Source organism: Burkholderia mycopellens, from assembly GCF_964265025.1.
GTDB lineage: Bacteria > Pseudomonadota > Gammaproteobacteria > Burkholderiales > Burkholderiaceae > Burkholderia.
The window spans coordinates 2,085,646-2,108,958 of record NZ_OZ183803.1; the positions used below are offsets into that span (position 1 = coordinate 2,085,646).

At 67.1% G+C, this 23,313-nt stretch carries 18 protein-coding genes and 2 pseudogenes; 6 read left to right on the top strand and 14 right to left on the bottom strand.

Annotation, left to right across the window (positions count from 1 at the left end):
* Window positions 1–4: 4 nt before the first annotated feature.
* From ACPTTC_RS27580 to ACPTTC_RS27590, 3 genes are all read right to left on the bottom strand, one after another.
* A complete protein-coding gene (locus ACPTTC_RS27580; protein WP_423394749.1) occupies window positions 5–2,386 on the bottom strand; it encodes an ATP-binding protein in 2,382 nt (793 codons plus the stop codon).
* A gap of 458 nt (window positions 2,387–2,844) precedes the next feature.
* The gene (locus ACPTTC_RS27585; RefSeq protein WP_423394750.1) at window positions 2,845–4,575 is read right to left on the bottom strand and encodes a cation acetate symporter; all 1,731 of its coding nucleotides are present in this window, start codon (window positions 4,573–4,575) and stop codon (window positions 2,845–2,847) included.
* Complete coding sequence (locus ACPTTC_RS27590) at window positions 4,572–4,880, bottom strand: DUF485 domain-containing protein (protein WP_226194919.1); 309 nt, start codon at window positions 4,878–4,880, stop codon at window positions 4,572–4,574. The genes ACPTTC_RS27585 and ACPTTC_RS27590 overlap by 4 nt, the downstream gene beginning before the upstream one ends.
* 544 nt (window positions 4,881–5,424) lie before the next feature.
* Here ACPTTC_RS27590 and ACPTTC_RS27595 point away from each other — a divergent pair.
* Complete coding sequence (locus tag ACPTTC_RS27595; RefSeq protein ID WP_423394751.1) at window positions 5,425–6,108, top strand: alpha/beta hydrolase; 684 nt, start codon at window positions 5,425–5,427, stop codon at window positions 6,106–6,108.
* Window positions 6,109–6,170: 62 nt separating this feature from the next.
* Here ACPTTC_RS27595 and ACPTTC_RS27600 read toward each other — a convergent pair whose 3' ends face one another.
* Together ACPTTC_RS27600 and ACPTTC_RS27605 are read right to left on the bottom strand one after the other, a co-directional pair.
* On the bottom strand, window positions 6,171–7,682 hold the full coding sequence (locus ACPTTC_RS27600; RefSeq protein ID WP_423394752.1) for an amino acid permease: 1,512 nt from the start codon (window positions 7,680–7,682) through the stop codon (window positions 6,171–6,173).
* Between the two features lie 121 nt (window positions 7,683–7,803).
* Window positions 7,804–9,210 carry an aspartate ammonia-lyase gene (locus ACPTTC_RS27605; RefSeq protein WP_423394753.1) on the bottom strand — a complete coding sequence of 469 codons (1,407 nt, stop codon included), beginning with the start codon at window positions 9,208–9,210 and terminating at the stop codon, window positions 7,804–7,806.
* 141 nt (window positions 9,211–9,351) lie between these two features.
* Between ACPTTC_RS27605 and ACPTTC_RS27610 the strand changes: the two genes are divergently transcribed.
* Complete coding sequence (locus tag ACPTTC_RS27610; protein ID WP_423394754.1) at window positions 9,352–10,326, top strand: LysR family transcriptional regulator; 975 nt, start codon at window positions 9,352–9,354, stop codon at window positions 10,324–10,326.
* Between the two features lie 66 nt (window positions 10,327–10,392).
* Here the strand turns inward: ACPTTC_RS27610 and ACPTTC_RS27615 are convergent, their stop codons facing one another.
* Window positions 10,393–11,457 (bottom strand): asparaginase, encoded by a 1,065-nt coding sequence (locus ACPTTC_RS27615; RefSeq protein ID WP_226194924.1) that lies wholly within the window; start codon window positions 11,455–11,457, stop codon window positions 10,393–10,395.
* A 323-nt stretch (window positions 11,458–11,780) separates the two neighbouring features.
* Between ACPTTC_RS27615 and ACPTTC_RS27620 the strand changes: the two genes are divergently transcribed.
* Window positions 11,781–14,021, top strand: coding sequence for a TonB-dependent receptor (locus tag ACPTTC_RS27620; RefSeq protein WP_423394755.1), 2,241 nt, complete (start codon window positions 11,781–11,783; stop codon window positions 14,019–14,021).
* A gap of 85 nt (window positions 14,022–14,106) precedes the next feature.
* Window positions 14,107–14,295, top strand: a complete 189-nt coding sequence (locus tag ACPTTC_RS27625; protein WP_423394756.1) for a hypothetical protein — start codon at window positions 14,107–14,109, stop codon at window positions 14,293–14,295.
* Here ACPTTC_RS27625 and ACPTTC_RS27630 read toward each other — a convergent pair.
* The 4 genes and pseudogenes from ACPTTC_RS27630 to ACPTTC_RS27645 all read right to left on the bottom strand — a co-directional run.
* A complete protein-coding gene (locus ACPTTC_RS27630; RefSeq protein ID WP_423394757.1) occupies window positions 14,277–15,224 on the bottom strand; it encodes a dimethyl sulfoxide reductase anchor subunit family protein in 948 nt (315 codons plus the stop codon). The two genes, ACPTTC_RS27625 and ACPTTC_RS27630, sit on opposite strands and share 19 nt — an antisense overlap.
* Window positions 15,225–15,264: 40 nt before the next feature.
* Window positions 15,265–16,011 (bottom strand): 4Fe-4S dicluster domain-containing protein, encoded by a 747-nt coding sequence (locus tag ACPTTC_RS27635; RefSeq protein WP_423394758.1) that lies wholly within the window; start codon window positions 16,009–16,011, stop codon window positions 15,265–15,267.
* Between the two features lie 16 nt (window positions 16,012–16,027).
* Window positions 16,028–18,964, bottom strand: coding sequence for a molybdopterin-dependent oxidoreductase (locus ACPTTC_RS27640; protein WP_423394759.1), 2,937 nt, complete (start codon window positions 18,962–18,964; stop codon window positions 16,028–16,030).
* Window positions 18,965–19,190: 226 nt separating this feature from the next.
* A pseudogene (locus ACPTTC_RS27645) lies at window positions 19,191–19,337 on the bottom strand (GABA permease); the annotation flags it as partial.
* On the opposite strand from ACPTTC_RS27645, the pseudogene ACPTTC_RS27650 reads away from it, so the two are divergent.
* Window positions 19,332–19,536 (top strand): annotated as a pseudogene (locus ACPTTC_RS27650) (IclR family transcriptional regulator); the annotation flags it as partial. The pseudogenes ACPTTC_RS27645 and ACPTTC_RS27650 overlap by 6 nt on opposite strands.
* Window positions 19,537–19,615: 79 nt before the next feature.
* On the opposite strand, the gene ACPTTC_RS27655 reads toward ACPTTC_RS27650, so the two are convergent.
* From ACPTTC_RS27655 to ACPTTC_RS27670, 4 genes are all read right to left on the bottom strand, one after another.
* A complete protein-coding gene (locus ACPTTC_RS27655) occupies window positions 19,616–19,939 on the bottom strand; it encodes a hypothetical protein (protein ID WP_175950621.1) in 324 nt (107 codons plus the stop codon).
* A gap of 114 nt (window positions 19,940–20,053) precedes the next feature.
* Window positions 20,054–21,076, bottom strand: coding sequence for a DUF2891 domain-containing protein (locus ACPTTC_RS27660; protein WP_423394760.1), 1,023 nt, complete (start codon window positions 21,074–21,076; stop codon window positions 20,054–20,056).
* Window positions 21,077–21,095: 19 nt separating this feature from the next.
* Window positions 21,096–22,046: a DUF979 domain-containing protein gene (locus ACPTTC_RS27665; RefSeq protein WP_423394761.1), complete on the bottom strand. Its 951-nt coding sequence runs from the start codon at window positions 22,044–22,046 to the stop codon at window positions 21,096–21,098.
* Window positions 22,043–22,732 (bottom strand): DUF969 domain-containing protein, encoded by a 690-nt coding sequence (locus ACPTTC_RS27670; protein WP_226194930.1) that lies wholly within the window; start codon window positions 22,730–22,732, stop codon window positions 22,043–22,045. The genes ACPTTC_RS27665 and ACPTTC_RS27670 overlap by 4 nt, the downstream gene beginning before the upstream one ends.
* Before the next feature lie 336 nt (window positions 22,733–23,068).
* On the opposite strand from ACPTTC_RS27670, the gene ACPTTC_RS27675 reads away from it, so the two are divergent.
* Window positions 23,069–23,293, top strand: coding sequence for a hypothetical protein (locus ACPTTC_RS27675; RefSeq protein ID WP_006750126.1), 225 nt, complete (start codon window positions 23,069–23,071; stop codon window positions 23,291–23,293).
* Window positions 23,294–23,313: the final 20 nt, after the last annotated feature.

Below are 23,313 nucleotides of genomic sequence, written 5' to 3' on the forward strand. Positions count from 1 at the left end.
GTCGTCACTCCGCCGCGCCGATATCCGCGCGGCGCGCACGCTCGTGTGCGACGCCCTGAGCGGCGCCGTCCGCCGCGAAGCGGGCCGGCAACGACACGATCGTCTCGAACGCGCGATACGGCGCGCCGACGCGATCGTCGGTGAAGCGCAGCGCGATGTCGCCGCCGTCGCGCTTCAGGAAGTTGCGCACCGCGTCCATGCCGACGCCGCGCCCCGACACTTCCGTCACCGTGCTCGCCGTCGAGAAGCCCGGCCGGAAGATCAGCTCGGCCACCGCTTCGTCGGTGAGCGCCGCTTCGTCATTCGCATCGATCCACCCGCGCTCGCGCGCGATGCCGCGAATCCGGTCGAGCGCGAGGCCGCGACCGTCGTCGCTCAGCACGAACCACAGCTCGCCGCCGCCCACGCCGACCGCGATGTCGATCGTGCCGGACGCCGCCTTGCCGGCCGCGCGTCGCTCGTCGGACGATTCGATCCCGTGGTCCATCGAATTGCGCAGCAGGTGCATGAACACGTTCTTCAGTGTCGCGGCGATTTCGCTGCGCACGCGGTGGCCGTGGCTGTCGATATGCACGACGGGCGCCGGCTTGCCGAGTTCGGCCGCGAGCGAAGGCAGCGACTCGATCACGCCGCCGAGCGCATCGCCGATGCCTTGCGTGCCGAGCTGGCTCAGCATGCGGCGCACGGCGTCGCGGGCCGCGTGCCAGTCGGACGCGTTGGCCGGATCGGCGCCGTCGAGCACGCGCAGGCTCTCGCTGATGTGCGCGCGTTCGACCATCAGGAAGTCGGCGCCCTGCACCGGTTCGCCGCTGCGGCCGAGCGTGACCGCGTTGATCGTCGCGTAGTGCTCGACTGCCTCGCGCACGCGCGCCAGGTCGTCCATCAGCGCATCGCGGTTCCACTCGGGGCCGCCGTCCGCGCGGCGCAGCGAGTCGTACGCCTGCTCCGCTTCGTGGACGATGTTCGTCAGGTGCTGGAGGCTGTACGTGCGCGCATTGCCCTTGATCGTGTGCATGTTGCGGAACAGCGCCGCGACGATCGAGTGATCGGCGCGCTCGTGCTGGCGGATCATCCGCTCGTTCTCGCTGAGGAAGCCCTTCGCGCTGTGCACGAAGTCGTGGAACTTGTCCTGGCTGATCGACAGGATCTCGCCGATCATCTCGAGGCGGCGCTGCTGCTCGCCGGCCTGCGCGGTCAGCTCGCGGATCTCGGTCACGTCGCGCACGCACAGCATCAGGCGCACGACCGTGTCGGTCTCGTCGGTGATCGCCGACCAGCTCAGGTCGAGCCACTTCTCGCGGCCGTCCGGCATCCGCTTCGCGACTTCGTTCACCAGCAGGTGCTCGTTGAACGCGAAGTTCATGCTGTCTTCGCCGAGGCACGCGTGCACGGCCGCGTCGACCTGCGAGCGTGCGTCGGAACCGATGTTCGAGTCGTCGAACACGAGCGCCATCAGGTCGCGGCCGGCGATGTCGCCCGTCTCGAAGATGGTTTCGAGGTACGCCGAATACTCCGCATGCACGACGCCGCCTTCGACGACGGTCAGGATCCCCTGCTGCATGTTCTGCAGCATCGCCTGGATGTCGGCCGTCTTCTGCTTGAGCTGCGCCGAGTTCTCCTGGATCTTCTCGATCATCCCGTTGAACGCGACGATCGAGTGGCCGATTTCATCCATCCGGCCCACCGGCACGCGGCGCGTGAAATCCTGGCTCGTCGCGATCTCGCTCATCGCCGTCTGCATCCCGATCAGCGGGCGCGTGATCTGCCGATACAGCAGCAGGCCGAGCGCGGTCAGCAGCACGACCACCGTGCCGGCGACGCCCCCGATCGCGGTCGCCGTCGTCGCGAGCATCCCGTTCAGCGCGCTGATCGCGTCGTCCTTCTGTCGGTTCTTCTCGACGCGCAGCGTGTCGACGATGCTTTCGAGTTCGTCGCGATACTGCGCGACGTTCGCGAACAGGTAAGCCTGCGCCATCTCGGGCTTGCCGTCGGCCTTCATCTTCACGGTGTCGTCGATCGCCGCGAAATAGTTCGCGGCGCTGTCCTTCGCCTGCGAGACGAGCCCGACCTGCGCGTGGCCGACCGCCGACTTCGCCTGCACGTCGAGCGCGGCGCGCAGCGCGCCCTGCTTCGCCTTCAGCTCGTCGCGCGCCTGCGCGGCGGTGTTCGCGTCGGGCGCGTAGACGAGCGTCATCGTCGCGATCTGGATGTTCTTCACATCGGCGACGAGGTCGGCGGACGCGAGCGCGCTCGGCACGATTCCCTGGGTGACCTGGCGTACCTCGGCCGCGCTCTTGCGCGTCTGGTACACGGCATAGATGCCGATCGCGGACAGCGCGAAGAACGTCAGGACGACTAGCAGCGTAATGCGATGACGGATGGTCATGAGTACAGCTCCCCGCAGCGATCCGGCTTCGATCGGCGTTTGGTCTATTGAAAGAATGTGAGCGCCGAATTATCGGGGATGGTGTATGACGCTCCGATGACCGAAAATCAATCGTTCATTGATAAAAATGAAATGAATAATTGTGGCGAAAGAACCCTAAAGTATTGGTGAAATCTGCCGTTAACCATCTACCTCAAGGCTTTCAGTGGCATCACGGCGCGGCCGGAAAATCCGGGATACAGATATTTTTTTATTTAGTTAACCCGCGGATTGGCCGCAATATGGCTTTCGCAAAACGTTTGCGAATTATCGGCGAATCCAGTCGAATTCGCGATTTTTCATTGTCGGCGAGCGATGCGGCGAACCGATGAAAACGATGCCGCCCGCCCCGGGGCCGACGAGCGACGATCACGCGCATCGCATCGTCGCCCTCCGGGGCGGGCGTGACCGGCTACCGGTCAGTGGCTGCTGGCGCGCGTCGCCCCCAGCCCCGTTTCCGAGCGCACCTGCTGCGCGGCGAACGCACCCTTCTCGGCCTTCGCGCGCAGGCTCGTGTCGAGTACCGAGAACAGCCACACGCCCGCGAAGCCGATCGTCATCGAGAACAAGGCAGGCGACGTATACGGGAACCACGCCGAACCCTTCGGATAACCGAGCGTCGCTTCCCACACCGACGGCGACACGATCGTCAGCCCCACCGACGAGACCAGCCCCAGGAACCCGCCGATGACCGCACCGCGCGTGGTACAGCCCTTCCACATCATCGACAGGAACAGCACCGGGAAATTGGCCGATGCCGCCACGGCAAACGCCAGCGACACCATGAACGCGACGTTCTGCTTCTCGAACGCGATGCCCAGCAGCACGGCGATCACGCCGAGCACCAGCGTCGTGATGCGCGACACCTTCAACTCGTCGGCGCTGTTCGCGTTGCCGTTCTTGAAAACGGTGGCATAGAGATCGTGCGACACCGCGGACGCGCCCGACAGCGTGAGCCCGGCCACCACCGCCAGAATCGTCGCGAAGGCCACGGCCGAGATGAAGCCGTAGAACACGTCGCCTCCCACCGTCTTGGCCACCAGCACCGCGGCCATGTTGGCCGTGCCCGCGCCGCCCTTAATCACGCCCTTGGCCACGTCGGCCAGTTCCGGATTGGTCAGCACCAGCGTGATCGCACCGAAACCGATGATGAAGATCAGCACATAGAAATAGCCGATCCAGGTGGTGGCCCAGAACACGGATTTACGCGCTTCCTTCGCATCCGGCACCGTGAAGAAGCGCATCAGGATGTGCGGCAGGCCGGCGGTGCCGAACATCAGCGCCATGCCGAACGAGATGGCCGAGATCGGATCCTTGATGAACCCGCCCGGCGACATCACCGACAGCCCGATCCGGGTCGCGTCGTCCGGCGATTTGCCCGCATTCGCGGCGATCGCGGTCTTGACTTCCACGGCATGGGCGAACAGCGCCTCCGGGCTGAAGCCGTACTGCGCGAGCACCATGATCGCCATGAAGGTCACGCCCGCGAGCAACATGCACGCCTTGATGATCTGCACCCATGTGGTGGCCGTCATGCCGCCGAACAGCACGTAGACCATCATCAGCGCGCCGACGATGACGACCGCCACCCAGTAGTCGAGACCGAACAGCAGCTTGATGAGCTGCCCCGCGCCCACCATCTGCGCGATCAGGTAGAACGCCACCACCACCAGCGTGCCGACCGCGGCGAAACTGCGGATCGGCCCCTGCTCGAAGCGGTAGCCCGCGACGTCGGCGAAGGTGAACTTGCCGAGGTTGCGCAGCCGCTCGGCCATCAGGAACGTGATGACCGGCCAGCCGACCAGAAAACCGATCGAGTAGATCAGGCCATCGTAGCCCGACGTCATCACCGCGGCGGAAATGCCGAGGAAGGATGCCGCCGACATGTAGTCGCCCGAGATCGCCAGGCCGTTCTGAAACCCGGTGATGCCGCCGCCGGCCGTGTAGAAATCCGCGGCGGAACGTGTGCGCGAAGCCGCCCACTTGGTGATCCACAACGTCCCTGCCACGAACAGCGCGAACAGGACGATGGCCGTGGTGTTGGTTGCCTGCCTGGCGGTCTGCCCGACATCGCCGCCGCCCGCGACGGCCGCGCCGCACGCGCCCGCGGCCAGCAGCGCGACCAGCGTCATCGAAAGTGTCTTCTTCATTGGGCGACGTCCTGCAGGATGTCCTGCGTCAGTTGATCGTATTCGTTGTTCGCGCGGCGCACGTAGATGCCGGTGATGACGACGGTGAATACGATCACCGCCATGCCGACCGGTATGCCGACACTCGTCACGCCGCTGCTCACGGGCTGCGCGAGGAACGACTTGTCGAATGCGATCAGTGCGATGTAGCCGTAGTACACGATCAGCATCAGCACCGTCAGACAGACACCGAGCGTGTTGCGGCGCCGCTTGAGCAGCGCATACTTCGGATGCGCTTCGATTTTTTTCACCAACCCATCATGCATCGCCTGTCTCCTGGTTTGCTCTTGAATGTGTGCGGCGATTCTGAACAGCGAAGCTGACTGCGTGCTTACTCGAGCTTTCGCGAGAGGCATCCCGAGTACTATGGTTTTCCCTAGCGGGACAGGGCGGAGCGCTTGACGCGCGTGCGTGACCCAGCGCGGCGCGCGCTGCAACGGCGATGCGGTTTTCGGCGTAGCGATGCGGGTTGGTCAAGGCGCATTTTTTCGCCAGCCCTCGATGAATCGATATTCGGGCGCGACGCCAGTCACTCACATCGATCGTGTCGTTAGAGAGGGATGCGCGTAGGCGGAAGTCGGCATCCGTGCGGCACCGACGAAGCCGACGCAACGATGTCGCACGCTCCCGGTACCGAAACGGCACCGGATCTTGTGCAACGACATGGCCGTGGTTCAGTAGACGATGGCGCGCCCGGCTTGCGCCATGGCATTCATTCCCGGGCGGAAACAATCAATCGCACGCCGGCGATTCACGTCGCCGCCCGCACGCTCTAGACTGTCGCATCGCTTCCCTTTCCGGACCCACGCAATGACCGACGTCCTGCCGCTGACCACCGATCCCGAGTCTGGCCTCCAGTACCTGCTGCGCCCCGCCACCGGCCGCCCCGCTGCCCGCCTGTTGCTGCTGCATGGCGTCGGCGGCAACGAAACCAACCTGCTGAACCTGGCCGACGTCATCGATCCGCGCATCGAGATCGCATTCCTGCGCGGCCCGCTCGCGTTCGGGCCCGGCCAGCACGCATGGTTTCCGGTGCGCTTCGGCCCGAGCGGCCCCGAAATCGACGCGGCCCGCGCGAACGCGAGCCGGATCAAGCTGATTACGCTGCTGCGCGCCTTCCACGCCGGCGGTGACGCGGGCGCCGCGTTGCCGACCGTGATCGCCGGCTTCAGCCAGGGCGGCATCATGAGCGCGAGCGTCGGCCTCACGTCGCCGCAGGACGTCACCGCATTCGCGGTGTTGTGCGGGCGCATCCTGCCCGAAATCGATCCGCTGATTGCACCGCGCGATGCGCTTCGCCCGCTCCATGCGCTGATCGTGCACGGCCGCGCCGACGACAAGCTGCCCGTCGCGTGGGCCGACACCGCCGACGCGAAACTCACGGCGCTCGGCGTCGCGCACGATACGCGGCTGTACGCGGCCGGCCACGAACTGACCGCGGAGATGGCCGGCGATTTCGCCCGCTGGGTCGGCGAGCGCACCGGGTTGAACTGACTGTCACGAGGCGCCGGGGCACCGGCCGCGAACGGACCGGAGCGCCCCGGCGCATACCATTTTCAGGCGCCCTGCGCCGGATCGGCGACGACGCGCGCGGCCGCGGACGCACGCGCATCCGCCGCCTGCACTCGCGCCGTACCGCGCTTCGCCAGCTTCCAGCCGACCATCAGCGCGAGCACGACGACCGGAATCGTCGCGACGGTCCATGTGCCGCCCGGATAGTCGAATGCCATCAGCACCAGCACACCGACGAGGAAGGCCAGCGTGAGCCACGACGTGAACGGCGCGCCGGGCATCCGGAACGACACGGCCTTCAGCTCGCCGCGATCGACCGCGCGGCGGTACAGAATCTGGCACATGACGATGAAGCCCCACGTCGTGATGATCCCGAGCGACGCCATGTTCAGCACGATCTCGAACGCCTGGGCCGGCACGATGTAGTTCAGCGGCACGCCGATCGCGTTGATCGCGACCGTGATCAGGATCCCGCCATACGGCACGCCGCGCGCGTTCATCCGCGACACGAAGCGCGGCGCCGATCCGCCCATCGCGAGCGAGCGCAGCACGCGCCCGGTCGAATAGAGGCCGGAGTTCAGGCTCGACAGCGCGGCGGTCAGCACCACGACGTTCATCACGGTGCCGACGTACGGCACGCCGAGCTTGCTGAAGAACGTCACGAACGGGCTTTCGTGCGCGCTGTACGCCGTCCACGGCAGCAGCATCGTCAACAGCACGACCGAGCCGACGTAGAACAGCGCAATGCGCCACATCACGCTGTTGATGGCTTTCGGCAAGACCTTGCGCGCATCGGCGGTCTCGCCCGCCGCGACCCCGACGAGCTCGATGCTCGCGTAAGCGAACACGACGCCCTGCACGATCAGCACGGCCGGCAGGATGCCGTGCGGAAAGATCCCGCCGTGATCCGCGACCAGGTGAAACCCCGGCATCTGGCCGGCGACGGGATGGCCGCTCGCGAGAAACACGGCGCCGACCGCGAGGAACACCGCGAGCGTGCCCACCTTGACGAGCGAGAACCAGAATTCCATCTCGCCGAACACCTTCACGCCGATCATGTTCATCAACGACACGATCCCGAGCGCGCCGAGCGCGAACACCCACTGCGGCACGTCCGTGAACACGGCCCAGTACTTCATGTAGATCGCGACCGCGGTGATGTCGACGATGCCGGTCATTGCCCAGTTCAGGTAGTACATCCAGCCCGCGACGAACGATGCGCGTTCGCCCATGAACTCCCGTGCGTACGATACGAAGCTGCCGCTGGTCGGCCGGTGCATCACGAGCTCGCCGAGCGCGCGCATGATCAGGAACGCGAACACGCCGCAGACGAGATACACGAGCGCGAGCGCGGGCCCCGCGTGCTGCAGGCGCCCGCCCGCGCCGAGAAAGAGGCCGGTGCCGATCGCGCCGCCCATCGCGATCATCTGCACGTGCCGCGGCTTCAACTGCTTCGCATAGCCGGCTTCGTGCGACGCGAACATCGCATCGGGGTCCGCATGGCGGGAATCCGCGCCGCCGGCCGGATCGGCCGGGCGCTCGCTGCTGTGGTTCATCGTGAGTCTCCGTAGTTTCTTGATGTGTGTTTCTTGATGTGTCGCGCCCCGCGCCGGGAGCGCTTCTGGATCTGTCGCGCGCGGGCCGCCGGCGGCATGTGCCGGCGCCGCGCAGCCGGCGTCAAAGCACGCGCGGCCGGATCAGTGCTTCGGGCTGCAGCGCTTCGTCGACCTGCGCATCGGTCATCCACTCGCGCTCCAGCACGATCTCGCGAATCGACTTGCCGGTCGCATGCGCTTCGGCCGCCACGGCGGTCGCGCGCTTGTAGCCGATATACGGGTTCAGCGCGGTCGCGAGCGCGACCGAGCGCTCCATCGTTTCGCGCAACCGCTCGGGATTCGCGGTGATCCCGCTCACGCACCGCTGCGCGAGCGTCGTGCAGGCGGCGGTCAGATGGCTGAAGCTGCGGAACAGCGCGCTGGCGATCACCGGCTCGAACGCGTTGAGCTGAAGCTGTCCGGCCTCGGCGGCAAAAGTCACGGTCAGGTCGTTGCCGAACACCTCGAACGCAACCTGGTTGACGACTTCCGGGATCACCGGATTCACCTTGCCGGGCATGATCGACGAGCCGGCCTGCACGGGCGGCAGGTTGATCTCGCCGAACCCCGCGCGCGGGCCGCTCGACAGCAGCCGCAGGTCGTTGCAGATCTTCGACAGCTTCACGGCGATCCGCTTGAGCACCCCCGACACCTGCACGAACGCGCCGCAATCCTGGGTCGCTTCGATCAGGTTCGGCGCGGTGCTCAGGTCGAGCCCGGTAATGCGCCGCAGCGCCGCGAGCGCCTTCTCCGCATACTGCGGATGCGCGGTGATCCCCGTACCGATCGCGGTCGCGCCGAGGTTGATCTCGCGAATCAGCCAGCCGGCTTCCTGCAGGCGCGCGATGTCTTCCGTCATCATCACCGCGTAGGTCGAGAACTCCTGGCCGAGCGTCATCGGCACCGCGTCCTGCAACTGCGTGCGGCCGAGCTTCAGCAAGCCGGCGAACGCGTCGGCGCGCTCCGCGAACGCATCGCGCAGGCGCGCCATCGCTTCGAGCAGGTGCTCGACCGCGAAGCAGGTCGCGACCCGGATCGCGGTCGGATAGACATCGTTGGTGCTCTGCGCGAGATTGACGTGCTCGTTCGGGTGCAGGTATTCGTACTGCCCTCGCGCGTGCCCCATGATTTCGAGCGCGCGGTTGCAGATCACCTCGTTCGCGTTCATGTTGGTCGACGTGCCGGCGCCGCCCTGGATGATGTCGACGACGAACTGGTCGTGCAGGCGCCCTTCGCGGATCTCGACGCACGCGGCGGCGATCGCATCGCGGTACGGCTTCGGCAGCAGTCCGAGCTCGCAGTTCGCGTCAGCCGCGGCCTCCTTCACCGCGGCGAGCGCCATCACGAAGTACGGCAGCGACGCAATGGTGCGGCCCGAAATATCGAAGTTCTCCTTCGCGCGCAGCGTATGGACGCCGTAGTAGGCCTCGTCCGGAATGCTTCGCTTACCTAAAAGATCCGCTTCGACGCGGAAGCCGGTTTCTGCCATCGTGCCCTCCTGGGTGTCTCGTGCCGCTCGTCGTTCGCCGCTTCCCGACGCGACGGGTTCGCATTCTATGCCTTTGCAAAAACAAGCTCGCTTCTGTATTATCGAAAGCAGTTTTGCGTGGGATGCAACAGCGAGAATCGAATGAAAAGAGGCGCGAGAGACACCGGCATCGATCACATGGGCGCGATGCGCGCGTTCGTCAGAGTGGTCGAAACGGGGAGTTTTTCGGCGGTCGCGAAGGAGATGCACGTGTCGACGTCCACGGTCGCGCGCAAGATCACGGCGATCGAGGAGGCACTCGGCGTCGCGCTGCTGCACCGCTCGACGCACAGCGTGACGCTCACCGAAGCCGGCCATATCTACCTGGAGCGCGCCGTCACGCTGATCGCCGATCTCGACGACACATTGCGCGTCGTCGCCGAGCTGAATGCGCAGCCGAGCGGCCCGCTGAAGCTCACCGCGCCGGTGGCGTTCGGCCGCCGCCATCTCGCGCCGCTGGTCGCGCCGTTTCTCGCGCGCTACCCGACGATCCAGCTCGACGTGCGGCTCACCGACAACCACAACGACCTCGTGGCCGGCGGCTTCGATCTCGACATTCACGAGGGCGAGAACTACCTGGACAACCTCGTCGTCCACCGCCTGTCGCGCAACGACAGCATCCTGTGCGCGACGCCCGGCTATCTCGACCGCTGCGGGCGCCCGTCCACGCCGGACGACCTCAAGCAGCACAACTGCCTGCGCTACGTGCATCCGGAAGGCGATCCGCGCTGGGCGCTCGTGAACGGCGACGCGCATCACAGCGTGCTGCCGGCCGGCAACCTCGTCACCGACCATTCGGAGCTGCTGCTCGAAGCGACCTGCGCGGGGCTCGGCATCGCGGAATTCGAGATCTGGCTGGTGCGCGACCTGCTCGCGAGCGGCCGGCTCGAAGCCGTGCTGCCGCGCTACCGGCTGCAGAACCGGCTGACGGGCGAATACATCTACATCGCGTATCTGGCGAACCGGCGCAGTTCGGCGAAGCTGCGCGTGCTGAAGGACTTTCTCGCGGAACACCTCGCGCATATCGGCGAGCTGTCGGAGCTGGAACTGACGAAGATTCGCGGCGCGAGCGCGTAGTCACGCTCGCGCCGCTTCGCGCGGCCCGGGTCGCGGGCCGGCGGCGTCACAACGCAGCCACGCCGTTCAGCCCGGCTGCAACTCGAACGGGAACGTGGCGTGCCCGATCTCGACGCCCTGCGTGTTGAGCATCCGGGGCCGATGGAAGCCCGCCAGTTGCGCGCGCTGCTCGGCCGTGCCGATCTGCAGCCGCTCGAGAAGTTCGCTGACGACCATGTAGAGCACGTCGAGATTGCCGTCCTCGATCTTCACCGAGATGCCGAGCGCACCGTCGGCGCCCAGTTGCCGCGTACGCGCCGACGCACGCACGCCGATTCCGTAGCAGGCGTCGGCGCCGAGCTTGCCGACCACCTGGCCGTCGAACGCCTTCATCAGCACCGTGCAATAGCGCCCGTCGCCGGCAACCAGTTCCGGATACGCGGTCATCGCACGATGAATCCGCGCCAGCGCGCGAACGCGCTCGCTGATTTCGCCGCCGCCCGCCTCCACCGTATCCGCACCGTCGGCGAGCGACGCGTACAGACGCGCGAGCCGATCCAGCGAAAATGCCGGCGTCGGCAGGTTGCACCCGTCGATCGCCCAGCCCACTTCGTCATCGCGCAGCCCGCACGCTTCGGCCACCACGTGCTTCACGCGCACCTGCATCGGATGGTCGGGCAGATGGTAATCGGCGATCGCCGCGCCGATCGCCCGCGCGCCGGCCAGCATCCCCACGTGCTTGCCCGAACAGTTGCTGCATACGCCGGTCGGCGTGTAGTCGCGCTTGATCCACGACCGGTACACCGCATCCGACAACGGCGGATGGCCGCCGCAACGCAAGTCCGATTCGTGCGAGTCGACCTTGGCGAGCATCGCGCGCGTGCGTTCGATGTGCCGGTCCTCGCTGCTGTGCGACGCGCACATCAGCGCGATGTCCGCATCGTCGAAGCCGAAGCGGTCGGGCGCGCCCGTCTCGATCACCGACAGCGCCTGCGCCGGCTTGGCCGCCGAACGGGCGAGCGTCATCCGGAACGGATCGCCGAACCGGGCCAGCAGCCTGCCGCGTGCATCAACCACCGCCACATGGGCGACGTGCGTGTTCTCGATCGCATCGCCTCGGTAGGTGACGACTGCTGCGCGTTGGGTGTCCATCTTGTGTTGTCTCCATGCTCGGGGCCTGCTTGCCGGGGCCCGTCCAACCGGTACGGCAGTGTAGCGAGTCGTCGCCGCCGCGCGCCGGCCGGGCGATGGAAAGCGGTGTTGCACGCGACGCAAAGGCAATCGCGCCCCCACGAAAGCCTGACCGAATGAGTACAAGAACCATTCAATCGTTTACAGAATTCGTACCAATCCGTACAATTGCGACCGCAAACGCGAATCATACGCATTTGCATTGACGTTTTCCGATGTCCCGCGCGGCCTGGCCGGCATCGAGAAGACGCACCCGCTCACCGAATCTTCTGCTGCTTCCCGATATGCCCGCCCAGTTCAAGACGAGGCCTCGCGCCCTCGTATCGGCGCTGACCTGCTCCGTTTTCCTGACCCCGCTGCTCGCTTCCGCCGAAACCGCCCCCGCTGCCGCACCTTCCGCCGACCGGCCTGCCCCGTCCGCCGACGTGCAGGCGACGCTGCCGACGATCACGGTCCAGTCGAGCGCGCCGTCGGACATGCAGGTGAAGCGTTCGCCGTCGTACAAGTTCACCGCGCCGCTGCTCGACACGCCGCGCTCGGTCACGGTGATCCCCGAGCAACTGATCAAGGAAAAGAACGTCACGTCGTTCGCCGACGCGCTGCGTTCGGTGCCGGGCATCACGTTCCTCGGCGGCGATGCGGCCGCGAACCCGTCAGCAGATCGCCCGGTGATCCGCGGCTTCGAATCGCGCAATTCGATCTTCGTCGACGGGATGCGCGACTCGGGGCTGCAGAACCGCGAAACGTTCGCGGTCGAGCAGATCAGCGTGATCAAGGGTCCCGACTCGGTCTATGCGGGCCGCGGCTCGGTGGGCGGCAGCATCGACATCGTCACGAAGACGCCGAAGAACGACGACTTCATCAACAGCAGCATCGGCTTCGGCACCGACGGCTACAAGCGCGCGACGGTCGACGCGAACCACCGGATCAACGACACGACCGCCGTGCGCCTGAACGTGATGGGTCACGACGCGAACCAGGCCGGCCGCAACGACGTGTACAACAAGCGCTGGGGCGTCGCGCCGTCGATCGTGTTCGGATTGAATACGCCGACCACCGTCACGGTCAGCTACTACCACATGAACTCGTACGACATGCCGGACTTCAGCGTGCCGTTCCGCGCGTCGGGCGGCACGCCGGTGCCGACCGATCGCGGGCAGTTCTTCGGGCTGAACACGCGCGACTACCGCTACGGGCAGACCGACACCGCCGAAGTGCGCGTCGAGCACAAGATCAACGACGACTGGAAGCTGAAGAACACGACGATGTTCGGCCGCTCGACGCTCGATTACGTGGCGACCAACCCGCAGATCCTCGCGTCGAACCCGACCATGCTGAGCCTGCAGGCGAAGAGCGGCAAGTACGCGCTCAACGGCTTCTCGAACCAGACCGAGGTGACCGGCAGCGCGAGCCTGTTCGGCATGAAGCACACGATGACGGCCGGCGTCGAGTTCAGCCATGAACAGGCGCGCTACGAGGGTTACCTCGTGTCGGATTCGGCCGGCAACAACATCCGCTCGGGCGGCCCGTGCTCGGTGGCCGGCAACTGCACGCCGCTCGCCGGCGGCTGGAACCCGAACATGCCGTGGACCGGCAGTATCGTGCTGAACGGCGACAAGGGCTTCCCCGGCGCGACGACGAACACGCGCACCGACACGGTGTCCGCGTACCTCTTCGATACCGTGAAGCTGTCCGAGCGCTGGCAGTTCAACACGGGGCTGCGCTTCGACCGCTACGACACGACCGGCAAGCAGGCCGGCGTGGCCGACCTGTGGAACACGTCGAACCTGTTCAGCTACCAGTTCGGCCTCGTGTTCAAGCCGGTGAGCAACGTGAGCCTGTATGCGTCGTACGGCACGTCGTCGAACCCGCCCGGCTCGAACGGCGGCCTCGGCGGCGGCACCGACCAGATCACCGCGACGAACCAGGATCTCGCACCGGAGCGCTCGCGCAACATCGAGATCGGCGCGAAGTGGGACGTGCTGCAGGATCAGCTGTCGCTGACGTCGGCGCTGTTCCAGACCGAGAAGACCAACGCGCGCGTCAGCGACGGCCTCGGTCACACGATCAACGCAGGCAAGCAGCGCGTGCGCGGCGTCGAACTCGGCTTCGCGGGCAACCTGACGCCGAAGTGGCACATCTTCGGCGGCTACTCGTACCTGAACGCGATCACGACCGACGCGGGCCCCGGCAGCCCGGGCGCATCGGGCCTGCCGATGGTGATGGTGCCGAAGCACAACTTCACGCTGTGGACGAGCTACGACGTGATGCCGAAGCTCACGCTCGGCGCCGGTGCGACGGTGATGAGCCAGACCTACGCGTCGGTATCCGCGACGACGAAGAAATGGACGCCCGGTTATGCGCGCTTCGACGCGGCCGCAACGTGGCGCGTGAACAAGACGATGGACGTGCAGCTCAACGTGCAAAACCTGTTCGACAAGAAGTATTACGCGAGCGCGTATCCGATCTACGCGACGTGGGCGCCGGGCCGTTCGGCGATGGTCACGCTCAACTTCTATCAGTAACGCCGCCGTCGGCGGCGGCGTCAATGGCCACGGGATCGCGCCCGGCTCGCCCGGCGATACGCCCTCGCGCTGCGACTGCGTGTACGTGACGCCGCGCCACCCGTGCCCGGCCGCCGCGACGATGCCGGTCGAACGCAGCCGCGCCCCGCTCGATTGCGCGCGGCAGCATGACGTCGTGATCATCGGGGACGATTACGATCGCGCGCTCGCGGAAACGTACGAGTTCCCGAACGGCGTGGACGCGCACACGCGACGTCATGACGCGCGCTGGTAGTAGATGTTCTGCGGATGGCGCGCATCCGCGAAGAAGAACCAACGCTCCGCGACCAGCCCCGCATACTGGATCACGAATGCCGCGCCGAGCGCGACGGCGGCCTCGACCGACGTCGGCGCGAGCGCGAGCGCGCCGGTCAGCACGCACGGCACCGCGAATGCGCCGACCAGGAAGCCGGCCTTCACCGCGCGCAGCGTGCCGTTGCCCTGCCCGTGAAAGAACTCCCGCGTATTGAACGCGCTGGCCGTGAAGCCGCGCGACGTCTGTTCGACCTTCTCGCTGCGGATCCCGGTCGCGCTCTGCACGGTCGACTTCGGCCGCAGTCGCGCATTGCGTGCGAGCGACGCGAGCCGTGTAACGCAGCCCGCGAACGTCAGCACGCACGCGGCCACGGCGAGCCGGCCGACCAGCGTCGGCGCGAGCCACGCGGCGCACGCCGTCGCCAGCGTGCAGCCCGACGCGCAGCCGAGCAGCACGAAGTTCACGAGCGTCAGCGGGCTCGCCCATTCCTGCAGGAAGCGCAGGCACACGTAGATCATCGCCGTGCACACGAACAGCGCGACGCTCGCGAGCGCGCCCGCCGCACCGATCAGCAACGTGCCGGGCCAGCCGAACCGGTGCGCCGCGCCATACGCGAACGCGCACGCGAGAAACACCGGCAGCGCGATGCATTCGCGCGACAGCCACGACGTGCGCCACATCGCGATCGCCCGCCACGCGCGTTCGGGGTGGCCGAGATGGAAGAACGACGCCAGCAAGCCGAGTGCGCCGAGCGCGACCGACAGCGCGGCGCCCGTCACGTAGAACGACGCCGCGATCTCGACGCCCGCCGCGCGCGTCAGCGCCTCGACGAGCACGAGCGTCAGCAGCAGGCCCTGTGCCGCGCCGCACAGGGTGGTAAGAAAGACGACCGAAAAGGCTGGGCGCATGGGGACTCCGTTTTTTTCGTATGAATGAAGGGCTTCGCGCTCAGCGCCGCGTCGCGAGCGACGCGAGATTGAGGTCGCCGCGCGCCGCGCGGGCTTCGAACGACTCGTCCTCGTCGCGGCCGTTCGACGCGCTGCCGCACCCGCCGCGACTCCCGCAGCCGCACGATGCTTCGGTCTTCACGCGCGGCAGGTAATGGTTCGACGGCCGCGTGCCCCATTCTGGCATCAGCGCATAGCCGCCGCGTTCGCGGATCGCGCGCGACACATCGGACTCCGGATCGTGCACGTCGCCGAACAGCCGCGCCGACGTCGGGCACGCGAGCACGCAGGCCGGCTTCCGGTCGCGTTCGGGCAGCGCCGGGTTGTCGATGCGGTCCGCGCACAGCGTGCACTTCGTCATCTCCCTGCGGCCTTCGTCGAGCTCGCGTGCGCCGTACGGGCACGCCCACGCGCAGTACTTGCAGCCGATGCACTTGTCGTAGTCGACCAGCACGATCCCGTCCGACTTGCGCTTGTAGCTCGCGCCGGTCGGGCAGACGGGCACGCACGGCGGATCCTCGCAGTGCAGGCACGATTTCGGGAAGTGGATCGTGTCGGTCATCGGGAACACGCCCGCTTCGTAGGTCTGCACGCGGTTGAAGAACGTGCCGGACGGATCGTCGTCGTACGGGCGCAGGTCGGCAAGACTGCCGGCCTCGCCCGACGTGTTCCATTCCTTGCAGCTGGTCACGCAGGCATGGCAGCCGACGCACACGTTCAGGTCGATGACGAGGGCCATCTGGGTCATGGTCGTGCTCCTTCGCTCAGCGATCTTCAGGCTTCGGGCCGGCCGACGTCGCGCGCCGCAGCCGCGCGGCGAATGCGCCGGTTCCCGCGAAATACGCCTGCACGCGCCGCAGCACGCGTGGCGTGCCCGGCAGCGCCGGCATCGGCGCGAACTGCGGCAAGGTCGTCGCCGCATCGGCTTCGGCCGGATAGATCCGCACCTGCACGTCGTACCAGCCGGCCTGCCCCGTTATCGGATCGGAGTTCGACATCCGCGCGCCGCCGCGTGCCGCATCCGGCAGCTCGTCGGTGATCACGTGGTTCAACAGGAAGCCGCGCTGCGACTCGCCCGCCTGCGGCCCGAGGTTCCACGCGCCGGCCGCCTTGCCGATCGCGTTCCAGGTCCACACGGTGCCAGGCTCGACCGCCTCGCTGTAGCGCGCGCGGCAACGCACCTTGCCCCACGGCGATTCGACGTAGATCCACGCGCCGTCGCCGATCTGCTGCGCGGCGGCGGTCACCGGATTCACGAACAGGTGGTTCTCGCCGTGGATCTGCCGCAGCCACGCGTTCTGCGAATCCCACGAGTGGTACATCGCCATCGGCCGCTGCGTGATCGCCGCGAGCGGATAGCGGCCCGCATCGGTCAGCCCGCTTTCGAGCGAGCGATGCCAGAACGGCAGCGGATCGAAATAGCGCGCGATGCGCTCGCGCAGGTGGTCGGGCGGCTGGCGGCCCGACGTGCGGCCCTGCGCGGCGAGCCGGAATTTCTGCATCACGTCCGAGTAGAGCTGGATCACGATCGGCACGCCGAACTTGCGCATCCCGTTGTCGACCGCCCACTGCATGTACGGCCCATTGCAGTTGCGCATGTACTGCAGCGGCTCCGGCAGCCGGTGGTGGTACACGCAGTTGTTCTCGGCATAGCGCTTCCACTGGTCGGGGTTCGGCTCGCCGACGACGGCCTTGTCGCCGTCCTTGCCGCGCCAACCGATCAGGAAGCCGGTGCCCGAGTCGGGCGCCGTCTGGAAGTTAATGACGAAATCCGGATAGTCGCGGTATTTGCGCTGCCCGTCGGCCGTCGTGAACGCCGGAAACTTCAGTCGGCTCGCCAGCTCGATCAGCACTTCCTGGAACGGCTTGCATTCGCCGGCCGGCGGCACCACCGGCACACGCACCGAGTCGACCGGCCCGTCGAATTCGGAGATCGGACGGTCGAGCACCGACATCACGTCATGCCGTTCGAGGTAGGTCGTGTCGGGCAGGATCAGGTCGGCGAATGCCGTCATCTCCGACGCGAACGCATCGCACACGACGAGGAACGGGATCCGGTATTCGCCGTCGTCGCGCTTGTCGACCAGCATCTTGCGCACTTCGGTCGTATTCATCGACGAATTCCACGCCATGTTGGCCATGAAGATCAGCAGCGTGTCGATCGGATAGGGATCGCCGCGCCATGCATTGGTGATCACCGAATGCATGAGCCCGTGCACCGCGAGCGGGTATTCCCACGAGAACGCCTTGTCGAGCCGCGCGGGCGTGCCGTCCGGATGGACGAACAGGTCCTCGGGGCCCGCGGGCCAGCCGAGCGGGCCGGTGGCGAGCGGCGTGTTCGGCTGGATCTGCGCCGGGTCGTTCGGCGGTTTCGCCGACGGCGGCACCGCGCGCGGATACGGCGCCTTGTGCCGGAAGCCGCCCGGCCGGTCGATCGTGCCGAGCAGCGACATCAGCACGGCGAGCGCGCGGATCGTCTGGAAACCGTTCGAATGCGCGGCGAGCCCGCGCATCGCATGGAACGCGATCGGCACGCCCTTCACCGATTCGTGCGCCTTGCCCCACGAGTCGGTCCAGCGCACCGGCAGCTCGATCGCGTGGTCGCGCGCAACCGTCTCCATCTCGCGCGCCAGGCGGCGGATCGTGTCGGCCGCGATGCCGGTGATGTCGGCCGCCCATTCGGGCGTGCATTCGGCCACCTGTTCGCGCAGCAGCGTGAACGACGGCGCGACGGGCGTGCCGTCGTCGAGCGTATAGCGGCCGTCGAGCGCGGGCTCCGCGCCTTCCGCATGATGCAGCACCGCGCGGTTCGTCTTCGTGTCCCACCACATCCGGTTCTGCGGATACAGCGCATTGACCTCCGGCGCGTCGGCGTCACGCACGAACAGCCCGAACGTGTCGGCGCCGTCGCGCTGGTCGACCAGCTCGGCCGCGTTCGTGAAGCGGGACACGAATTCGCGGTCGAACGCGTCGCGCGCGATCAGCTCGTGCATCAACGCCATGAACAGCGCGCCATCGGTGCCGGGACGAATCGGAATCCATTCGTCGGCAATGGCCGCATAGCCGGTGCGCACCGGATTGATCGCGATGAAGCGGCCGCCCGCGCGCTTGAACTTGCCGAGCGCGATCTTCAGCGGATTCGAATGATGGTCTTCCGCCGTGCCGATCATGAAGAACAGCTTCGCGTGGTCGAGATCCGGCCCGCCGAATTCCCAGAACGAGCCGCCGATCGTGTAGATCATCCCGGCCGCCATGTTCGCCGAGCAGAACCCGCCATGCGCCGCATAGTTCGGCGTACCGAACTGTTTCGCGAACAGGCCGGTGAGCGCCTGCATCTGGTCGCGCCCGGTGAACAGCGCGAACCGCTTCGGGTCGGTGGCGCGCAGGTGCGCGAGACGCTTTTCGAGCACGTCGAACGCAACCTCCCACGACACCGGCTCGAACTGCGCGTCGCCACGCTCGGCGCCCGGCTTGCGCATCAGCGGTTGTGTGAGCCGCGCGGGCGAATACTGCTTCATGATTCCCGACGAACCTTTCGCGCAGATGACGCCCTGGTTCAGCGGATGCGCGGGATTGCCGTCGATATAGCGCACCTCGCCGTCGCGCAGGTGCACGCGGATGCCGCAGCGGCACGCGCACATGTAGCACGTCGTCGTCTTGATCTCGGCCTGCTCGTCCCGCTCGCGTGCCCGATGTTCCATCGCCTGTCCTCGTTCGTGGATGAGGGCGCGCCCGCCGGGGCGCACCCGTGAATCGGTTCATCCATGCTATGCCGGCACGCGGCCGACATAAAGTCGCATCCTCTGATCGGTGCTATCGGTCGGCCCGATAGTTGCGCTGGCCGGCCATCGGATCGGGCCGGAAGCCGCATGCGCGAAGGCCCGGCTTGCGGGCCGGGCCTTCGGCGTCATGCGTTGCCGCGCATGACCGCGGCGGATAGGCGGGCAGTTCGCTGTCGTCCGGATGCTCGCGGCGGCGGCGCGTGAGCCCGTAGGCGACGGCCGGCACACCCAGGCTAGCGACACCGAGCCACAGCGGCTTGCGCGGGTCAGGGATGAACGCCATCGCGACGAGGAATTCGTGCGCGGGATGGTGGCTGTCGCGGTGCCGGTGAAGGATGCGTAGCGGCCGCGTGCTCGCGACGCTCGCCGTGCATGCGCCGACCGCGCGCGCGACGCTCAGCGACCTGCTGGAGAACGTGCCGAAGATGCGGGAGGCGGCCGCGCGGTTGGCGCCGCTGCTGCATGCGGCTGAGGGCGCGCCGCCGGGTTGACGCGGTCGAGTGTGTTCATGCCGACGTGCGATCACACGCTCAAGCGTTCACGCAGTCACGCAGTCACGCAGTCACGCAGTCACGCAAGGTGATAACGCAACCAGAAAGTCTCGCGACACGCGTTGTCGAACGTCATCCGCGTCGGGCCGATCGATTGGGCATCGGGATGGCGGAGCACGTCGTAGTCGATAAAGCATTCCGCGCACAGCAGGTCCGACGGCGCGCGATCCTGCTCGACCGAGCGGCGCACGATCGCACCGTTGTCGAAGCGGTATTCGGTTTCGTCGCGCGTAACCTCGACGTCGTCGTCGGTCCAGCGGTCGTGCGACGTCGTGTGCGACACGATCGACACCGGGCCGGCGAGCCCGTGGATCGCGGCGACGTAGGAAATGAGCTTGTCCATGGCGAGGCGGCAAACGGATGGATGGCCGCCTCGCGCACCTGCATCGCACGACGCAACCCGAGCGGCGAGTATAGCCGCGCGCCGAAGACCTTGCCGCCGGCGGGGTTTCGCGCGCTACGCCTCCAGCGCCAGCAGCGCGAACGTCGCGAGCCAGTGCTCGCCCATGTAGTCGCCGGCCACGTGTGCGAGTGCGCTCGCAAGATGCCGGTCGGCCGCCTCGAGCAGCTTCGCGCGCCGCGCATCGCCTTCCGGCAGCGAGCCGGCGAGCGCACGCTGGCACCACGCGCGGCTCAGGTTCAGCCCGTCGAGGTGCGCGATCTTCCCGTCGCTACGATCGCTGACGGTCGCCGGCTCGAACAGCGCCGCCGGCTCGCCGCGCGCGAGATCGGGCAGGAAGCGCGCGAACCAGCCGTCGAATTCGGCGCCCGGCAGCACGCGCCGCATCAGCTCCGCCTCCATCAGCGCGGGCGACAGGAATTCGTCGCCCGACGGCTCCCACGCCTGGCACGCGACATCGTTCAGGTGCCAGCGCTTCGCGGTATCGACGATCAGCGCCGCGAGCCCGTCGCGCTGCGTATCGCGCGCGAAATCGAGCGTGAGCGCCAGCGCGAACGCGGTGTTGAAGTGCGTGCCGACACGCAGCGGATAGGTCGCTTTCGGCAGGAAGGTCTCGAAGCGCGACACGAACAGGTCGGTAAGCGGCGCCATCGTCTTCGCCCAACGGGCGGCCTGCGGCAGCGCCCCCTTCAGCGCGAGCCGCTCCAGCTGCGCCGACAGCGCGAGCAGCCACGCCCAGCCGTACGGACGCTCGAAGCCGGCGTTGTGCGGCAGCGCGAGATACGCCCGCTCGCCGGCGACGTTCGCATCGGTGAAGTGCGCATCGACGATCGCGACGATGCGTTCGGCCTCCGGCAATGCCGGGTAGCGTTCGAGCACGCGCAGCACGAGCCAGTAGCCGTGCACGCACGAGTGCCAGTCGTAGCTGCCGTAGAAGATCGGGTGAAGTGCGCGCGGCCCCTGCACGTCCTGCGGGCCGGCGAGCGAATGTGTGAGCTTGTTCGGATATTCGCGGGTCAGGTGCGCGAGCGCGAGCGACGCGAATTTCGACGCGAGTTCGGGGGTCAGTCGGTCGGTCATGAGGATCTCGTCCATCGAGTCAGAAGCGGAATGCGAACGCGTACATCAGCAGCGTGTTCACGGCGAGCAGCAGCACGGCTGTCGGCCACTGCACCTTGATCACGCCGTTCTTGTCCTTCAGTTCGAGCAGCGCGGCCGGCACGATGTTGAAGTTCGCGGCCATCGGCGTCATCAGCGTACCGCAGAAGCCGCTCAGCATCCCGATCGCGCCGACGATCGCCGGGTTGCCGTGGAACTGGTGGACGATCAGCGGCAGGCCGATGCCGGCCGTCATCACGGGGAACGCGGCAAAGCCGTTGCCCATGATCATCGTGAACAGCGCCATGCCGACCGTGTAGGCCGCGACCACCGCGAACGGCGAATCGATCGGCACCCACTCCTTCACGAGCCCCGACACCACCCCGCCGACGCCCGCGACCGCGAACAGCGCGCCGAGCGCCGCGAGCATCTGCGGCAGGATCGCGGCCCAGCCGACCGCATCCATCGTGTGGCGCGCCTCCTTCACGGCATGCACGGGCGAATCGCGCAGCATCGCGAGCGCGACGGCGAACGCGACGAGCGTGCCGAGCACGAGCGAGATCAGCGTCACGCTCTTTTGGTCGACGAACGGCACCCGCTTCAGCGCGAACGTGCCGATCAGCGTGACGACCGGGATCAGCAGCGCGGGCACGAACAGCCTGTTGCCGAAACGCTGCGCGAGCGTCTCGCGCCGCGCGGCCGCGGCCTCCCCGGCTTCATCGGACTGGCCGCGCCCGAGCTTGCCCGAGCCGGCGATCACCGCGAGCGCGATCGCGAGGCAGCCCGTCACGAAATGCGGCAGCCACGCGCCGAACAGGAACGTGACCGCGTAGATCGCCCAGAACGCGAAATTGACGATGCGGCGCGGGTTCGTGCGATCCGTCAGGTTGAAGAACGCGAACGCGCCGAACATCAGCCCCGCGAGCGTGTACAGCGCTTCGAGGCCGATCATCGCGCGCCCTCCTGCGCCACCAGGCCGAAGCCGCGCGCCAGCCGGCGGTCGAGCAGCGCGAGGCGCGTGCAGTGGATCAGGAGCGCGGCGATCGCGGTCGGGATCGCCCACACCGACAGGTGCAGCGGCTCGATGGAGATTCCGTTCTGTTCGAGAAAGCCCTTGATCAACAGGATCGACTGGATCGCGATGAAGATGTCCTCGCCGAAGAACACGGCGACGTTGTCGACACCCGACGCATGCGCGCGGATCTGCTGGCGCACCGATTCGGGCAGCTCGCCGTGGCGGTTGACCGCGGCGGCCTCGGCCATCGGCGCGATCAGCGGCCGCACCATCTGCGCATGGCCGCCGAGCGACGTGAGGCCGAGTGCGGCCGTTGTCTGGCGCAGCACGAAGTACAGCATCAGCACGCGGCCCGTGGTGGCCGCCTGCACGCGCGAGATCATGTGCTTCGCCTGCTCCTTGAGCCCGTTGCGCTCGAGCAGCGCGATCACCGGCAGCGTCAGCCAGATGAGCCCCATGTAGCGGTTTTCGGTGAACGCCTTGCCGAACGCGCTGACGATGTCGACGAGATTCAGCCCGCCCGCCAGCCCCGTCGCGAGCCCCGCGATCGTGACCACCAGCAGCGCATTGAAGCGCAGCGCAAAACCGATCACGACGATCGGCACCCCAATCAGCACCAGCATTGCTCCTCCTTGTATCGGACGCGCGGCGCCTTGGCATACGCCGCCTGCCCGGTTTGGACCGGGCTCTGACGGCGCAATCTAGCACGAGACTTTATCGATAAATAGTCGACAATTTACTGCTCCGGGTAAACGTTGAAACGTGCGAACACCGTGCCCGGGCCATGTGTCGGCGGTATTTCATCCGAGGAATCGACGGACGGACGGCCGGCGCGGACGCACCGGTCCCGGCACGCGCGTGCCCGCTCCGGGGGCGGCGTGCGACGGGCCGCCGCGCGTGGCGAAGCCCCGGTGCGCCGACTACACTGGAAAGCATCGGCAACGGACGGGAGAGCCGCCATGATTGACGTATTCCAGACCATCGGCAGCCGCGCGTTCTCCGCTCATCTGGCGAAGGACGGGATGGTGACGCTGATGGAGCAACGCCAGGAAGTCGATCGCGTGACGCTCGCGACCGCGTATGCCGCGCTCGTCGAGGAGTCCGAGCAGGAAGCCGACCTGCTCGACGCGACGGTCGAAGGCATGATGCGTGCGCTGATCCAGGGGTACGCGCGCAGTCATTGACGGCGCGACCGCGCCCGGTG

Bases quoted from the DNA above. Each gene is read 5' to 3' on its own strand.
- ACPTTC_RS27580 (WP_423394749.1), bottom strand. From the start codon at position 2,386: ATGACCATCCGTCATCGCATTACGCTGCTAGTCGTCCTGACGTTCTTC.
- ACPTTC_RS27585 (WP_423394750.1), bottom strand. From the start codon at position 4,575: ATGAAGAAGACACTTTCGATGACGCTGGTCGCGCTGCTGGCCGCGGGC.
- ACPTTC_RS27590 (WP_226194919.1), bottom strand. From the start codon at position 4,880: ATGCATGATGGGTTGGTGAAAAAAATCGAAGCGCATCCGAAGTATGCG.
- ACPTTC_RS27595 (WP_423394751.1), top strand. From the start codon at position 5,425: ATGACCGACGTCCTGCCGCTGACCACCGATCCCGAGTCTGGCCTCCAG.
- ACPTTC_RS27600 (WP_423394752.1), bottom strand. From the start codon at position 7,682: ATGAACCACAGCAGCGAGCGCCCGGCCGATCCGGCCGGCGGCGCGGAT.
- ACPTTC_RS27605 (WP_423394753.1), bottom strand. From the start codon at position 9,210: ATGGCAGAAACCGGCTTCCGCGTCGAAGCGGATCTTTTAGGTAAGCGA.
- ACPTTC_RS27610 (WP_423394754.1), top strand. From the start codon at position 9,352: ATGAAAAGAGGCGCGAGAGACACCGGCATCGATCACATGGGCGCGATG.
- ACPTTC_RS27615 (WP_226194924.1), bottom strand. From the start codon at position 11,457: ATGGACACCCAACGCGCAGCAGTCGTCACCTACCGAGGCGATGCGATC.
- ACPTTC_RS27620 (WP_423394755.1), top strand. From the start codon at position 11,781: ATGCCCGCCCAGTTCAAGACGAGGCCTCGCGCCCTCGTATCGGCGCTG.
- ACPTTC_RS27630 (WP_423394757.1), bottom strand. From the start codon at position 15,224: ATGCGCCCAGCCTTTTCGGTCGTCTTTCTTACCACCCTGTGCGGCGCG.
- ACPTTC_RS27635 (WP_423394758.1), bottom strand. From the start codon at position 16,011: ATGACCCAGATGGCCCTCGTCATCGACCTGAACGTGTGCGTCGGCTGC.
- ACPTTC_RS27640 (WP_423394759.1), bottom strand. From the start codon at position 18,964: ATGGAACATCGGGCACGCGAGCGGGACGAGCAGGCCGAGATCAAGACG.
- ACPTTC_RS27655 (WP_175950621.1), bottom strand. From the start codon at position 19,939: ATGGACAAGCTCATTTCCTACGTCGCCGCGATCCACGGGCTCGCCGGC.
- ACPTTC_RS27660 (WP_423394760.1), bottom strand. From the start codon at position 21,076: ATGACCGACCGACTGACCCCCGAACTCGCGTCGAAATTCGCGTCGCTC.
- ACPTTC_RS27665 (WP_423394761.1), bottom strand. From the start codon at position 22,046: ATGATCGGCCTCGAAGCGCTGTACACGCTCGCGGGGCTGATGTTCGGC.
- ACPTTC_RS27670 (WP_226194930.1), bottom strand. From the start codon at position 22,732: ATGCTGGTGCTGATTGGGGTGCCGATCGTCGTGATCGGTTTTGCGCTG.
- ACPTTC_RS27675 (WP_006750126.1), top strand. From the start codon at position 23,069: ATGATTGACGTATTCCAGACCATCGGCAGCCGCGCGTTCTCCGCTCAT.